The organism is Pseudomonas sp. R84, assembly GCF_009834515.1.
In the GTDB taxonomy this organism is placed as follows: domain Bacteria; phylum Pseudomonadota; class Gammaproteobacteria; order Pseudomonadales; family Pseudomonadaceae; genus Aquipseudomonas.
The window spans coordinates 6,122,384-6,138,192 of sequence record NZ_CP019426.1; the positions used below are offsets into that span (position 1 = coordinate 6,122,384).

Consider the following 15,809-nt stretch of genomic DNA (forward strand, 5'->3'; position numbering starts at 1 on the left):
CAAAGTGCATCGTCGAATGTTGTTTTTGTTGTTCGAAGCTTGAGTCGGCGGTTTTAGAGTTGGCGGCCACCCTCCTCTCGTAACAGCGCCTGCAAGGTGTCGAGGCGCGCACTGTCAAAGGCAGTCACGGTGCCCTGCTCGAACACCCGGCGCGCCAGCCCGGTCAGCACCGCACCGGGCGGCATTTCGATCTGTAAACGCACGCCGCGCTCGTAGGCGCTTTGCACGGTGCCGCGCCAATCCACCACGCGGCACATGTTGAAAGCGAGGTCGTCGCGCAGCGCTTCGACGTTGATCACCGGACGCGCGCGGCTGCCGCTCAGGTAAGCGATTTTCGGAGTCCTCAATTCAACTTTGGCGAAGGCCTCGGCGAGGGTTTGTGCAGGTGCCTCCAGCAGCGGACAGTGCGACGGCACGCTCACCGCCAGACGTTTCGCCAGACCAGCGCCACGACTGCGCGCCAGTTCGGCTACGGTTTGCATCGCCTCATCACTGCCGGCAATCACCACTTGGTTGTCGGCGTTGATGTTGGCCAGATACACCGGCGTATCCTCGCTGTGCACCTGCGCCAGCAGCGTTTCGACTGTAGATAACTGCAGGCCGATAATCGCGGTCATGCCGTAGCCTTGTGGATAAGCCTGCTGCATCAACTCACCGCGCAGGCTGACCAGATGCAACGTATCGCTGAAGCTCAAAGCGCCGGCAACCACTGCTGCCGGGTAAGCGCCGATGGACAGGCCGGCGACGTAGTCCGCCGTCAGTCCGTCCTGCAACAACTGCCGCGAAGCAGCGACTCCGGCGATCAGCAGGCAGAGCTGAACCGCCCTTGTCGTGCGCAATGCTTCGCTGGAATCGAGCAGCAAAACATCCTCACCAAGCACATCGCTGGCCTCGACCAAGGTCTCGCGGGGCAAACGCTGAAGCATTCCCGCCTGCTGCGCGCCCTGGCCGGGGAACACCAGCAAACTGCTCACGCTGCCTGCTCCTGCGGATTCCACGGATCGATCACCAGGCAAGCCTGATGGGCATTTTTCAGCAGCACGCGTGCCGAACCGCTGGCCCATTCACGCAAAGCCACAGCACCAAACGGCGTCTGCAATTGCAGGTCGACCCGGCACACAGCTTGATCGAAAAGCTCCACGAGTTTGCATGCCTGATTACGAGTGATCAGTTGCGGTGTACGCAGAATCAAATCGAGGTCACTGGCCGTGTGCATTGCGGTAAAACCACTGGCCAATTCAAACCCGACACTGCCGCTGACACCCCAGACCCAACCGCAATCGTCGAGCCTCGGCCGCAGTTGTTTGAGTGCCTGAATCACTGGCAAATCGCGCTCGCTGTCGACATGACAAAGCGCTTCCGGACTGACGCGACAGGCAATCGAATCGACCGCCATAAACGCCGCCAGCCGCTGTTCGCGCGACACACCGCGAACGCCGACCGCGACAAAACCTTCAGCGCTCAACGCCCGCCGCACCACCACCGGTTGCCCGGTGGCCAATGACGCGACTGCCCACAGCGGCGCATCCGCCGGCAACTGCGCCGGGGTCATACCCCAGAGCAGATCGTGGGCCAGAGGCGTGTTCACCACTGCGCCCTCAGCAGTTCGCGTACACGGCTGGAAGCAGCACGATTCTTCGCGCCGAGACGATTGCTCAAGTCAGTGCTGGAAATATCGCCGATGGCTTGCTTGAGGCATTCCTTCACCCGTGCCAGATCCTCCGCCGTCGGCTGTTCAATCTGCTCAACCGACAGGGTTTCCCAAAGCAATCCGAGGCTCGCGTAACTGTCAATGTCATAAGCCATCGGCGGCACACTGGCGGCCAGCGCTTCCAGCTCTTCAACACTGCGCAACGTCACCCGCGCCGCCGACGCCTTGCCCATCGCATGCACCATCACGCCGGGATCGCGCAGCGCGATCAAACGATTGGCCTGATAACCGTGCGCCAGAAACGCCCCGGACATCGCCTTACCGACCAGCAACGCAATCACCGGATGCCCAGCCAGACGCGCGCGGGCATAACTGTCCGCCGCACCGGCCAGTGCCTGATGAATACCGAGGGCTTCTTCACGCCGACCATAAGCCTGGCTCGGCACATCGACGATGGCGATGATCGGGCGTTTCTGCGCTTTATCACGATCAGCAGTGATCGCGTCATCCACAGCCTTGGCCAGACCCCAGCCTTCAAGCAAGCCGACCTCGCCGTTGCGAGCGCGAGGAAAACGATTGTCCGGGTCAGCCACCACAGCGATGAAACGCCCCAGCTCACCGTCAGCAACCTTCAACGAGGCCGGCAGCCCTTCGACCGCGACAGCGCCCGCGCTCAAGGCGTTGAACCAGTTCAAACCGCGCAATGAATAACCGCTCATGAGCGCTCTCCTTGATACAGATCGCGAACCACCGACGGTTCGATTTGCGGGTCAGTGTTCAGACTGCCAAGGCGTTGCAGGAACCACTCAGCGCGTTGGCTGCGTGGCTGCGCCGGCAAACCTTGTTGGAGCAATTCGCCGACCTGCTGACGAATCTTCGCCACGTCATCGGCGACATAACGATCGACCAGACCACTGGCGAAACGCTGTTCGCCACCGGTCAGGCTCCAGATGAACGGACGGTCGCGCGAGTCGTATTCTTCGATCCCGGCTTCCTGCTCAATCACTTGCGGACCGTTCAAACCGAGTCGTGCTTCCTGAGTCACCAGCAAATAGCTGCACAGCGCCGCCGCAATCGACATGCCGCCAAAGCAACCAACGCTACCCGCTACCACGCCAACCACCGGTTGGTACTGCTGCAAATCGACAATCGCCGCATGAATATCAGCAATCGCCGCCAACCCAAGATTGGCCTCCTGCAAGCGCACGCCGCCGGTTTCCAGCAGCAACACCGCGCGCGTCGGAATGCCTTTACGGTTGTCTTCAGCCGCCAGCTCCAGCGCTCCGGCAATCTTCGCCCCGCCGACTTCGCCAAGGCTGCCGCCCTGAAATGCACCTTCAATCGCGGCAATGACCACCGGCAAACCATCGAGGCTGCCCTTTGCGATTACCACGCCGTCATCGGCCTGCGGCACCACGCCCTGACGTTCCAGCCACGGCGACATCACCCGTTGAAACGGATCGAGCAATTCGCGAAAGCTGCCGGCATCGAGCAAGGCTTTCGCCCGTTGCCGCGCGCCGAGTTCGACGAAGCTGTGTTTGTTGAGCAACGCTGCGCTGTCAGTCATGGCCGATCTCCTCGAAACCTTGTTCCAGACGCAAGCGCACCACCCCCGGCGTCGCGCCGAAATCGTGGATATCGATGGCCATCGCCGGCGGCGTGGTGCCGTCGAACATCCGTGCAAACAGGTGCTGCCAGCGCAGCTGCGCGCCGTTGACCGAGGTCTGCACATTGATCGTCAGCTTGCCGGCCAGACCCGGTTCGATCAGCACTTCTAGATCACCCGAGCCGACACAACCGACCAGCGCGCGACCGCGTGGCGGCTGCCCGGCGGGGAATTCAAACGATAGGGTTTCCATCAAAACGCTCCCTGAGAGTTGCCGTCGCGCTCGATACGGTCGAGCAGCAGCGTGGCGGCGAGCAAGTCGGCGGCGCCACCGGGCGAGGCATTCAATGCGATGAGTTGTTGATCCAGTTCGTGCAAGCGACGGCGTCCGCTGAGGCTGGCGCTGCCACCGGCGTTGAGCACCGCTTGCGCGCCGGACTGCATGGCGTGCAGACCCTCTTCGCCGGCGCGGTAAAGCACGCAGGTGTCGGCGAGGTTGGTCATGATTGCGAGCAAGGCGTCGAGCCGGGCGTTCTGTTCGCCGTGGCTCTTGGCGCGGCTGCGTTTGAGTTGTGGCAGGCCGCGTTGCAGCACCGAAGGGAAGCCGAGTTGCGCTTCTTCGCGAGCGCCACGGGCGCCGTAACGCAGGGCGACTTGGGCGCCGTGGCTCAACGGTTTGGGTGCGTGGCGGTCATCTAGTAAGGCTAGGCGCGCGGCGCGCAGAGATACCGCGTTGGCGCTGGAAGATTGCGGTTCCAGTGCAGCGGCCGTCACCAACAGACCCAAGGCCCAGATCGCCCCGCGATGGGTGTTCACACCGTTGGTGGTCGCGAGCATCGATTGCTCACCTTCACGACCAATCCGGCCAATCGCTTCGCGCAACGTTGAATCGACTTCGCCGATTGCAACCGCCGCTTCCGCCATTTCCTTGAACGCCGGCCACAACGACAGCGCCGAAGCGTGCATCAGGCCCAGGTGCAAATCGGTGTGCGCGCCATTGCCGCGACGGTCGACCAGCGCCGGTTTCGGCGACAGATCCGCTTCGTCGATCAGCGCGTCCACCGCCAGATCAGCCAATCGATCAGCCAGGGACAGCGGTTTCGCTTGCAGGTTAAGTGCGTGCATTACCAGCTCCTGAATTTCGCGGGCGGGTTGTACAGGCCGCCGGACCACTCGACCAGATCGGCCACGCTCTTCGCTGCGAGCAGTTCGCGAGTGGCGTCGGTGCGGCGGATGCCGAGATCTTCGGGCAAAGCGATCAGGCCTTCGCGGCGCATGCGTTCGGTGTCTTTCGGGTTGTGGCGCAGGCCGATGGCGGTGACGCCGGCAACCGCGGCGATCATCGCCTGACGTTCTTCCAGCGAGCGCGCCTTGTACAGGTAGGCGATGCCTTCTTCGGTGAGCAGGTGGGTGACGTCGTCGCCGTAGATCATGATCGGCGCCAGCGGCATGCCGCTTTTCTTCGCCACTTCGACCGCGTCGAGGGTTTCGACGAAGGTCGGTTTGCCGCCCTCCTGGAAGGTCTCGACCATTTGCACCACGAGTTTCTTGCCGCGTTCGAGCATCGGTTGCTGCGAATCGTCATGACGCATATCGAGCCACGCCGGGGTGCCGTGACGGCGACCGCGCGGGTCATGGCCCATGTTCGGCGCACCACCGAAACCGGCGAGACGGCCACGGGTGACGGTCGAGGAATGGCCATCGCCATCGACCTGCAACGTCGCGCCGATAAACAGATCCACCGCGTACTGCCCGGCGAGTTGGCAGAACATCCGGTTGGAACGCAGCGAGCCGTCGCGGCCGGTGAAGAACACGTCGGGGCGCGCGGCGATGTAGTTTTCCATGCCCAGCTCAGTGCCGAAGCAATGCACGCTTTCGACCCAACCGCTCTCGATTGCCGGGATCAATGTCGGGTGCGGATTCAGCGTCCAGTTGCGGCAGATTTTGCCTTTGAGGCCGAGGGATTCGCCGTAGGTCGGCAGGATCAATTCGATGGCGGCGGTGTTGAAACCGATGCCGTGGTTGAGCGACTGCACGTTGTGTTTTTCGTAGATCCCGCGAATCGCCATCATCGCCATCAACACGTGCACAGGCTTGATGTGCCGTGGGTCGCGGGTGAACAGCGGTTCGATGTAGAACGGCTTGTCGGCGACCACGACGAAATCGACCCACGACGCTGGAATATCAACGCGAGGCAGTTCGCTGACGTCGTCGACCAATTGGTTGACCTGGACGATGACGATGCCGTCGCTGAACGCCGCCGGTTCGATCAGTGCCGGGGTGTCTTCGGTGCTCGGGCCGGTGTAGATGTTGCCGGCGCGGTCGGCCATGAACCCGGCCGAGAGCACGACGTTGGGGATCAGGTCCACCACCAGTCGGGCGTAGAGTTCGATGTAGGTGTGAATCGCGCCGACTTCCAGCAGGCCGTCTTCCAGCAACTGGCTGATGCGCAGGCTCTGGGTGCCGGCGAAGGAGAAATCGAGCTTGCGGGCGATGCCGCGTTCGAACAGGTCGAGGTGCTCGGAGCGGCCGACGCTGGGCATGATCATGTGCAGGTCGTGGAGCTTTTCCGGGTCGGCTTTGGCCAGCGAACGGGAGAGGAAATCCGCTTGCTTCTGGTTGTTGCCCTCCAGTACCACACGGTCGCCGGGATGAATCAGCGCTTCGAGCGCGGCGACGATCTTGTCGGTGGGCAACACCACACCGTCGGCCAGCCCACGCACCTTGTCGAGGCGGCGCTGCTTCTCATCGCGCCGCCGCGTCCAGCGCGAGTCGGGGGAAATTGTTGTTGTCATGCTCACTCCACGGGGTTCGCTGTCGTGGAGCTAAGGTAGGCGTGTGGGGTGGGGGCATCAATCAAGCGCGGTGGTGAATCATTACGCTCAGGGTAATGATCAAGAACCGCCCTCACCCTAGCCCTCTCCCGGAGGGAGAGGGGACCGATTGGGGGATATTCGGGAATTGCGCCGACCTGGGAATGTTGTACTGAATCCAGAATTTACCAGGTTCACCAGATCCATAATCGACTCGGTTTTTCAGGTCGATGTATGACGCCAGACACCTCGGTCGGCCCCCTCTCCCTCCGGGAGAGGGCTGGGGTGAGGGTCAGCTTTTTCGCTACTCCGTCGGCACCAACCTATCCAACAAACGATTGACGGCCATCTCCGCCACCATCACCACCTGAGCAATACCCTGCACAGTCTTGCGGTGCGTACCCTCCACCATTGCCGCATGGTTGTTGAGCATCACCGTAGCCGAACCGAGGGTTTCGCTGGCGTCGGCCAGCAGGGACTCGGTGTCGGCATTGGGGTTGGCCATGTACAGCGTGTTGGGGGTGTAGGGCGTGGCCATCAGATCGGCGTTGGTCGGGCCGAGATAATGGTCGAGGGCGCGTTCGGCGGCTTCGTGGAATTTCTTGGAGTCGGGGGATTCGTAGGGGGATGCCGGGTCGGTGACCGGCGGGTTAGGCGTTACTTTGAACATTTACCAGATCCTCATTCGGGCTAGCCACCGCTTCTCTACTAAAAGAAGTGGAGGCAGCTGTGCGCAGGTTAGTAGACCGGGGATCTGGGAAACCGGCGCGCCGAAGCGCCCTGCGCACAACCACCATAAAGTGCAGGTATGGAGTACCTGACTGTCTGATGAGCTATACGCCCCAAATATGACGGGCTACTAAACCCGATCACTGGAAATCAGTGACGGAATCAAGTTACGCAGCATGCCGAAGGCGCACAAGCCGGCGGATTCTGGTGCATGCGTAGGCAGCGGCGCAAGGATTTGTAGGCCATGGAGCCGTAACACCGGGTGTCTTTAAACAGATGTGCCTGGATGCGTTTATTGCGCTGCGGGGATTGAGGATTTGTCTGTCGGATTTTGGTGGATGCCGCAGGCGCTATCGCGAGCAGGCTCACTCCTACAGGGGAATGCATTCCAACTGTAGGAGTGAGCCTGCTCGCGATGAGGCCAGTCAGGCCAATGCAAACTCCGGATCAGAAGACCAGCCCCGCCTCCACCAACAACTTCTCCAGCCCAAGCAAGTCAGGCACCTTCGCCACCTGTTCACCCACTTGCACCGCCGCCTGCTCCAGCGCACACAACGGCACATCGACATAACTCAACTGGCTATCAAGCTTGTACGAACGCGGAATCCCCTGCACCAGGAGCGCAATGAACTTCAGCTCCGGCAACCCGCCGAGGGCATTGAGGATGACAATCCGCGCGCGCTCGCCAATGACGATTTTCTGCCCGCACGCCGATTCAAAACTGAGCAACGGAATCTGCCGCTCACGCCACGTAACCTTGCCGAGATACCACGGCGGCGTGTCCAGATCGAAGGCGCTGGCCTGATAGTCGATCAGCTCGGCCACGGCGACGTTAGGCAGAATCAAATTGCGATCCGCCAACGGCAGCAACAGCCCGGTGAGCTGGCTGCTGCGCTGATTATGCCGGCGCTCATGCATGTTTCTTGCTCCACTGGGCAATGCTTTCAAGCAATACCGACTCTTGATACGGTTTGCCGAGGTAGTCGTTGACGCCGATGGCCATCGCTCGGTCGCGGTGTTTCTGCCCGGTGCGTGAGGTGATCATGATGATTGGCAGGTGTTGCAGACGTTCGTCGTTGCGCACCTGGGTGGCGACTTCGAAGCCGTCCATGCGCGGCATTTCGATGTCGAGCAGCATCAGGTCGGGCATGTGCTCTTCGAGCAGCAGCATGGCGTCGACCCCGTCCTTGGCGGTCAGCACGTTCATGCCGTGGCGTTCGAGCAAACGGCTGGTGACCTTGCGCACGGTGACCGAGTCGTCGACCACCATCACCAGCAGCGGTTTGTGCGGTTCGCTGTCGACCTCCGGCAGCGTCGGCGGCTGCACAATCCGCGCCTGCATGGCGCGGATCGGCGCGAGCAAATCGAGAATCAGCACCACCCGGCCATCGCCAAGAATCGTCGCCCCGGACACGCCCTGCACCGCCGCAAATTGGGCGCCGAGGCTCTTGACCACGATCTCGCGGGTGCCGGCCATGGTATCCACCAGCACCGCGATGCGCCGGTCGTTGTAGTGCACCAGCAGCACCGGCAATGGCAGATTCTGGCCGAGCAGTTTCGGCCGTGGCGCGGTTTTCAGTAGTTCGCCGAGGTAGCACAGTTCATAGGTCTGGCCGCCGTACTGGTAGCGCGGCGGATCAACCCGGAAGTGAGCTTCCAGATCATTCGGCAACACGCGAACAATACCTTCGATGGTGTTCAGCGGAATCGCGTATTGATCCTCGCCACACTGCACCATCAGCGCACGGTTGACCGACACGGTGAACGGCAGCCGAATGCGGAAATGCACGCCCTGCCCCGGCACCGAATCGATGCTCATGCTGCCGCCCAGTTGCCGCACCTCTTCATGCACCACGTCCATGCCGACGCCACGCCCGGAAATCTGCGTGATCTTTTCCGCTGTGGAAAACCCCGGCTGAAGGATGAACTGCAACACGTCGCGGTCGCTGATCTCGGCTTCCGGCGCGAGCATGCCGCGCTTGATTGCCTTCTTGCGCACCGCTTCCAATGGCACCCCGGCGCCGTCATCGCGAATGTCGAAAACGATGTCGCCGCCCTCGCGGGACAGGTCGAGGCTGATCTGCCCTTGCGCCGGCTTACCCGCTGCCAGCCGCACCTCGGCGGACTCCAGACCATGATCGACGGCGTTGCGCAGCATGTGCTCCAGCGGTGCCGCCATACGCTCCAGCACGTTGCGATCCATCTCGCCTTCAGCGTTGCCGACGACAAACGCGACGTCTTTGTTCAGCTCTTCGGCGACCTGGCGGACGATGCGTTTCAGGCGCGGCAACATGCGCTCGAACGGCACCATGCGCGTACGCATCAGGCCCTCCTGCAATTCGGTGTTGATGCGGCCCTGTTGCTGCAACAGGTTCTCGGCGTCGTGATTGCGCCGATCGAGGGTTTCCTTGAGGTCGAGCAAGTCGGAGGCGGATTCGAACAGCGCCCGTGACAGTTGCTGCAACTGCGAATGGCGATCCATTTCCAGCGGATCGAATTCCTCGTAGCCGAGGTGTTCGGCGTCGACTTGCTGGCGGCTGAGAATTCGCCCCTGGGTTTCGGTGTCGAGCCGGCGTAACTGATCGCGCATCCGTTCGATGGTGGTTTCCATCTCGTTCAGAGCGATCTGTGCGTCGTTGACCTGCTGTTCGATACGGCCACGGAAGATCGAGGTTTCCCCGGCCAGATTGACCAGCTCATCGAGCAGTTCGGCGGAGACCTTGACCATGTCCGCGCCCGCTTCGGCAGTCGGTGGCGCGGGCTCGGTCTTGGCTGGCAACGGTAACGCTGGCGGCGTTTCAACGGTCACCGGATGGCTGAAATTCTGAATCGCATTGATCAACCGATCGGCCGGCGGACACGGTTGCCCGGCGCGCACGCCATCGAGCATTTGCGCCAGACGATCATGCCCGCGTTGCACCAGTGCAAACAGCTCTGCAGACGGCTGCAAAACGCCGCTGGAAAGACTTTCATAAAGGTATTCCAACTCATGCGCGAGGTCGCCGATCGGGCCGATCTCGACCATCCGCGCGCCGCCCTTGAGGGTGTGCAGATCGCGCAGCAGGGTTTCCACTTCCTGACGATTACCCGGCTCGGCCTGCCAGCGCAGCAGCGCGGCGCCGGAGTTTTCGATGATGTCGAAACCTTCTTCGAGGAAGATCTCCAGCAGCTCCGGGTCGTGGCCAGCGCTGTCATGATCGGCCGCTGGCTGGGGCGTTTCGCTGACGGCCTGGCCTTGACGCACCTGACGCAGGGTTTCGATCAAATCCTGCGCCGGGGTCAGTGGCTGATGTTGTTGCAGTTGTTCAAGCAGCAGCGCCAAACGCTCATGACTCTTGAGCAGCAGACGCCTCAAGGTTTCGCTGTAGTTGAATCGACGATCGACCAGACCTTCGTAAAGGCTTTCCAGCTCCTGGGCCAGATCGCCAATGGCCTCGACTTCGGCCATCCGCGCGCCGCCCTTGAGGGTGTGCAAATCGCGCTGCAACGAGGACAGCGGCGCGGCATTGTCCGGGTCGCTCAACCAGCGCTGCAAGGCCTGGCCTGAGCTGTCGAGAATGTCGACCGCCTCTTCGAGGAAGATCTCGACAATCTCGTCATCGGGTTCAAGCGCCGTTGCCTTTTGCTGCAACTCAGCGGTGGCGCTGCCCAGTTCACGGATGCTCAGGGTGCGGCTGCCATCGCTGCGAATCAGGCCCATCGACGAAGGATCGAGGCTCTCATCAAGCAGATCATGCAGCGCCCGAATACGTTCGGGCTGCGGCGTGACTTCCTGGCCGGCAGCCAGTTCGTCGAGCATGTTGATCAGCGCTTCGTGAGCGTTTTGCGCTTCCTGGAAAAACCGTTCACTGACCGCCAGGCTGCTTTCTTCGACCGCGCCATACAGGTCGAGCAAGGCTTCACACAGCACGTCGACCGGCAGCAGATCGGCCATGTGCGCGCCTTCGCCGAGGGTGGTCAGTTCATCCAGCAAGGCGCTGAGTTCCTGACGCTCGCCGGGGTGTTGCTGCCAGCGTTGTAGCAGGCTCTCAGCATCCAGCAGGATATCCATGCCTTTAGCGAGGAAGTTATTGATCAGTTGCGGATCGCGCTTGATCCGCAGGCCGGTATTGGGCGCATCGAGGATCGACGCCAGACGCTCGGCGAGCAGGGTTTCCGAGCGTTTGATCAGCGACTGCGCACCGACAATCGGTGCCAGCGGATCATGCTTGAGCTGACGCAGGCCGACGCGGAACAGGCCCTCGGCCTCGAGGAGCAATTCCACTTCGTCGAGGTCCAGCGGCAACTGGTGCGCCTTGAACTCGCGGGCCAGTTGATCGAGCGGTGCAGCGAGTTCGGCAATCGGCAATACGCCAGCCATCGAGGCGCTGCCCTTGAGCGTATGCAAGGCGCGCTGCAACTCGTCGCTGGCTTGCAACGGCACGTGTTCGGCGGCCTGATCAAGAAAACGATTGAGACTGGCTAGGTGGGTCTCGGCTTCTTTGCGGAAGATTTCCAGCAACAGCGGATCGAGCGCCGCGACATCGTCGACGTCTTCGGCAGCCAGCGGTTCATCACCCTTGGCCAAGGCGTGAGCACGGGCAGCGAGTTGGTCGACATCGCTGCGCTGCCGTTGGCTGTTAGTGGCGAATTCGCTGATCAACTCGGGCAGCAACAGCACGGTGTCGGTAAGCAGTTGCTGCACCACCGAGCCGGGTTCGACGCTTTGTTCGAGCACGCGGTTGAGCAGGTTTTCCACTGCCCACGCCAGCTCACCGAGGATCAGCGCGCGGACCATGCGCCCGCTGCCCTTGAGGGTGTGGAAGGCGCGGCGCAGTTCAGTCAGCGCGTCACGATCCTGCGGATTGGCGGTCCAGCGCGGCAGGTATTCGTGGAGGACTTCGAGGACCTCGTCGGTCTCCTCAAGGAACACCTCGCGCAGCTCATCGTCGACCGGTTCTTCATCGGCCGGCGGCGGCATCAGGTTGCCGGGTGTAATCAGTGCAGGCGGATTGACCGCTGACACCGGGCTGGCCAGAACATCGGCCAGCGACTGCACGATTTCCGGGTCATCAAGCGCCTGCATGTCCTGCATCACCAGCGCTTCGCTGGGGCTGAGCACGTCGTCGAGTACCGGCACATGCTGTGCGCCGGGCTGCTCATCGGGAAAAAAGCCCAGACTAGCGAGGGATTTCTGCGCCACATCCAGCAGTTGTTCGCCCGCTGCCTGTGGGTCATCGCTCAAGCGTTCGAGGTAGTACTCAAGGCTGCTGATGACATCCGCCAGACGATCGAGTTGTTCCCAACCCGGCTCATGCGGATCGAGCAGCAAATGTTCGCGGATAAACCCGGTGCACGCCTCGACCAGACTCGCCGCCCGGCTCAGCGGAATCATCGCCAGTGCCCCACGCACCTGAGTCAGCAACGCCGGCAACGGTTGCAGGTGCTGGCGATCCCAATCGGCGTCGATGTAGTCGACGATCATGTCCTTGGCCTGTTGCAGGCAGATGCGTGCTTCCTTGATGACGATCTGATGGATCTGCGTCAGGTCGGTGGTCGGCAGGCGCGAATCTTCCGGGCTTTCCGGCTCGACGGTGCCGACCATTCCGGCCAGCGTTGCTTCGACATAAAGCAGCGCACCGGCAACGTCCATCAGGATCGCGTCATTCGGTTCGCGCTGGCCTTGGGCAAGGCTGAGCACCACGGCCAATTGATCGATGATCACTTTGCGCGGCTGGCCAAAACCGAGCACGGCGAGGGTGTCGGCAATCTGTCGCAGCGGTGCGAGCAGGCTTTCCAGATCCGAGGTGTGCTGGCGGTCGCTGCGCACGAACAGATCGAGGCGCTCCTTGACCCGCACCAGTTCTTCACACAAGGCAGCCAGCACCGAGCGCATCGCATCGCGGTCGGGGCCGGCCAGGCGCGCGCGTTCTTCGTCGACCATCGCGCTGTCGGGCAACGCGTCGTCCAGCGAGTAGCGATCTTTCATGGTCAGCATCTGCCCGGTGGGATGTTCGGCTTTGGCAATATAGAACAACAGGCTTTTCAGCAGCTCCGCAGGCGCCGGCTGATTGAGCCCGGTCATGCCCTGCTCGAGCAGGCGTTTGAGTTCTTTGTCGGCGTCCTTGAACAGGCTGCGCAGCGCCGGGCTGTTGGCGATCACGCCTTCGCGCATGCCTTCGACCAGCGCCGAGGCGACTTGCCACAGCGGGCTCAGCGGCGAATCACCGCTCAGCGCTTCGAGGCGGGTGAAGACTTTGGCCAGATAACCGAGGTGGGTCTGGTCATCCTGCTCGCGCAGCAAACCGACCAAAGCCATTTGCAGCATCTGGCGCAGTTTGCGCAGCACATTCCGCAGTTCCGCCGGTTCCAGCAGTGCCAACGTCTCTACGCTGAGCGGCGGTAATTCGGGTAATTGCGGGCTGAACAGGCTGGTTTCCGAGAGCAGGCTTTCGCCCCGGGCGCTGCGCAGATCGTTGATCAACGGCAACACCACCAGCGGCAAATCTCGGCGGGCGCTCTGCACACGGTCGAGGTAGATCGGCAATTGCCCAAGGGCTTGCAGCAACAGATGCAGCGCTTCGTCGCGATAGCTGACGCGTTCGTGCTGCAGGGCTTCGACCAGATGTTCCATTTCTTCGGCGAGCAAGGCTGCGCCGTAGAACTCGACCATCTGCAGGCTGCCATGGACCTGATGGATGTAATCCAGGCACTCGTCCAGCCCGGGAAAAACCTGCGGATCATCGAGCACGGCTTCAATCGCCTGATGCGCCTGCTTCAGCGTTTCGGCAATTTCGCCTTTGACCCATTCGAGGGCCACATAGTCGTGCCGATCACCCATAACCACTCCACTCACGCTTTATCTGTCGCCGCCGGCAAGGTGAAGCCGGACACCGAACGCCGTAGCTGACTGGCCATTTTCGTCAGGTTGCCGATGCTCTCGGCGGTGGCCGTGGAGCCGGACGAGGTCTGCGAGGTGATCTGCTGGATCACGTTCATCGTCAGCGAGATCTGCCCCGCCGAAGTCGTCTGCTGCTGCGCTGCGTTGGAGATGCTTTGAATCAGCGCCGCAAGGGTCTTCGATACGCCTTCGATTTCTTCCAGGGCCACACCGGCATCCTGCGCCAGTCGCGCGCCGCGCACCACTTCAGTGGTGGTTTGCTCCATGGAAATCACGGCTTCATTGGTGTCGGTCTGAATCGCCCGCACCAGGGTTTCGATCTGCCGGGTAGCAGCGGACGAACGTTCGGCGAGGCGCTGCACTTCGTCAGCGACCACAGCAAAACCGCGCCCGGCGTCACCGGCCATCGACGCCTGAATCGCCGCGTTAAGGGCGAGGATGTTGGTCTGGTCGGCAATGTCGTCGATCAGGCTGACGATGTCGCCGATTTCCTGCGACGACTCGCCGAGACGCTTGATGCGTTTGGCGGTGTCCTGAATCTGTTCGCGAATATTGTCCATGCCGTGGATGGTGTTGTGCACCACCTCGTTGCCCTTGTTGGCGATCTCCACGGAACGCTCCGCCACCGCTGAAGACTCGGCGGCGTTGGCCGAGACCTGATCGATGGATTCGGCCATGTCACTGATCGCCGTCGACGCTTCGGAAATCTGTTGAGCCTGATGCTCCGAGGCTTGGGCCAGGTGCATGGCGGTGGCCTGGGTTTCCTGCACCGCTGCGGCGACCTGACCGGCAGTGAGGTTGATCGTCGCGACGAGATCGCGCAGTTGGTCGACGGAATAGTTGATCGAGTCGGCGATAGTGCCGGTGAAGTCTTCGGTCACCGAAGCGGTCACGGTAAGATCGCCGTCGGCGAGGTCTTCGATCTCGTCGAGCAGACGCATGATCGCGTTCTGGTTGCGCTCGTTCTTCTCGGCGGTTTCACGCAACTGGCGATTGGTCTCGCGGACCATGACCAGACCGATGAGGATGATCGAGGCCAGCGCCAGCAAGCCAAGAACGTAGCCGCCGATGGTGTCGGTATTGCGTCCGCCGGCAAGATTTTCGAAACCGGTGGCGAGGTGCGAGGCCTCGTCGAGCAGGGTTTGCGAGAGGCTGAAGATGTTGCTCGCCGATTCACGGACTTTGAACAGCTCCGGCGAGGTTTCGAGGATTTCATCCACCGAGCCGGAAACGAACTGGAATAGCTCGGAAATCTCGCTCAAACGCGCACGGGCGTCACGGTCTTCGACCTGGCTGATTTTCAGCGTCGGATTGCCTTGCAGCATGCCGTTGAGCACTTGGCCGAAACGGGTGGCATCACGGCCGAAGGCATCGGCGGCTTGCTGGGAGTTTTCGTCGCCGGCGAGCACGGTGTTGACCGCGCCGAGGATACGTTCGGCCAGCAGCGATTGGCGCTGGGCCATCGCCACTTGCGCCGCCGGAGCACCGCGCTGGAGGAGGATTTCGACGACTTTTTCGTATTCGATCTGCAACTGCGGCACGGTTTCGGCCAAAGTCGCGGCGACCTGATGCAGCGACAGCACAGTCTGCTCGCTGGAAAGAATCGCGTCGGTGTTTTTCAGCAGGCGCTCCCAGTCGAGCTGCACCGCGCGCATTTCCGGGCGCACGGTGGCCGGGGCGGGAGGCAGGCCGGTGGCCGGGTCGCCCTTCTTCAGGTAACCCCAGCGCTGGGCGAAATCGTTGCGCGCATCGCTGAGCAGCTTGAACGCGGCCGCCTTGCCAGCGGCGGCTTCGGTCGCGTTCTTGGCGATGCGTTGCGAGAGCACGCGCAATTCACCGGCGTGGCCGATGTACTGTTTGTCGTAGTTCGCCTGGGTGTTTAGGTAAGCGAAGTTGGCGAACAGCAGCATGATGAACACGATCAGTGCGATGAACAGCACGATGATCTGCGAGCGACTACGCGATCCTTCCGCCGGCTTGCCTGTTTTTGCTTTTGTCATCGGTCCTCGCCTGTTTGAAGCTCACCGGTAGAACCTGTAGGAGTGAGCCTACTCGCGATTGAACGATAACGCGGTGTACTTGATACACCGCGGTGCCTGAATCGCGAGCAGGCTCACTCCTACAAGGGAT

General features: G+C 61.8%; 11 protein-coding genes. All 11 read right to left on the minus strand.

The annotated features are described in order from the left end of the window. Positions 1 to 53 precede the first annotated feature (53 nt). Positions 54 to 974: a malonate decarboxylase subunit epsilon gene (gene mdcH, locus PspR84_RS27160; protein ID WP_160059746.1), complete on the minus strand. Its 921-nt coding sequence runs from the start codon at positions 972 to 974 to the stop codon at positions 54 to 56. Further along, entirely contained in the window at positions 971 to 1,591 is a 621-nt protein-coding gene (locus tag PspR84_RS27165; RefSeq protein WP_160059747.1) for a malonate decarboxylase holo-ACP synthase, read from the minus strand. Before PspR84_RS27165 ends, mdcH begins: the two co-directional genes overlap by 4 nt. Beyond that, on the minus strand, positions 1,585 to 2,370 hold the full coding sequence (gene mdcE / locus PspR84_RS27170; protein WP_160059748.1) for a biotin-independent malonate decarboxylase subunit gamma: 786 nt from the start codon (positions 2,368 to 2,370) through the stop codon (positions 1,585 to 1,587). Before mdcE ends, PspR84_RS27165 begins: the two co-directional genes overlap by 7 nt. Beyond that, positions 2,367 to 3,218, minus strand: a complete 852-nt coding sequence (locus tag PspR84_RS27175; RefSeq protein WP_160059749.1) for a biotin-independent malonate decarboxylase subunit beta — start codon at positions 3,216 to 3,218, stop codon at positions 2,367 to 2,369. The genes mdcE and PspR84_RS27175 overlap by 4 nt, the downstream gene beginning before the upstream one ends. Next, on the minus strand, positions 3,211 to 3,510 hold the full coding sequence (locus tag PspR84_RS27180) for a malonate decarboxylase subunit delta (RefSeq protein ID WP_007913697.1): 300 nt from the start codon (positions 3,508 to 3,510) through the stop codon (positions 3,211 to 3,213). The genes PspR84_RS27175 and PspR84_RS27180 overlap by 8 nt, the downstream gene beginning before the upstream one ends. Further along, positions 3,510 to 4,382 carry a triphosphoribosyl-dephospho-CoA synthase gene (locus PspR84_RS27185; protein ID WP_160059750.1) on the minus strand — a complete coding sequence of 291 codons (873 nt, stop codon included), beginning with the start codon at positions 4,380 to 4,382 and terminating at the stop codon, positions 3,510 to 3,512. Before PspR84_RS27185 ends, PspR84_RS27180 begins: the two co-directional genes overlap by 1 nt. Next, positions 4,382 to 6,052 (minus strand): malonate decarboxylase subunit alpha, encoded by a 1,671-nt coding sequence (gene mdcA, locus PspR84_RS27190; protein ID WP_007913685.1) that lies wholly within the window; start codon positions 6,050 to 6,052, stop codon positions 4,382 to 4,384. Before mdcA ends, PspR84_RS27185 begins: the two co-directional genes overlap by 1 nt. Positions 6,053 to 6,374: 322 nt before the next feature. Beyond that, the gene (locus tag PspR84_RS27195; protein WP_093429845.1) at positions 6,375 to 6,740 is read right to left on the minus strand and encodes a DUF6124 family protein; all 366 of its coding nucleotides are present in this window, start codon (positions 6,738 to 6,740) and stop codon (positions 6,375 to 6,377) included. Positions 6,741 to 7,246: 506 nt separating this feature from the next. Next, positions 7,247 to 7,717, minus strand: a complete 471-nt coding sequence (locus tag PspR84_RS27200) for a chemotaxis protein CheW (protein WP_123593604.1) — start codon at positions 7,715 to 7,717, stop codon at positions 7,247 to 7,249. Further along, positions 7,710 to 13,619, minus strand: coding sequence for an Hpt domain-containing protein (locus tag PspR84_RS27205; RefSeq protein ID WP_160059751.1), 5,910 nt, complete (start codon positions 13,617 to 13,619; stop codon positions 7,710 to 7,712). The genes PspR84_RS27200 and PspR84_RS27205 overlap by 8 nt, the downstream gene beginning before the upstream one ends. Before the next feature lie 11 nt (positions 13,620 to 13,630). Continuing rightward, positions 13,631 to 15,679 carry a methyl-accepting chemotaxis protein gene (locus PspR84_RS27210; protein ID WP_160059752.1) on the minus strand — a complete coding sequence of 683 codons (2,049 nt, stop codon included), beginning with the start codon at positions 15,677 to 15,679 and terminating at the stop codon, positions 13,631 to 13,633. Between the last annotated feature and the right edge of the window lie 130 nt (positions 15,680 to 15,809).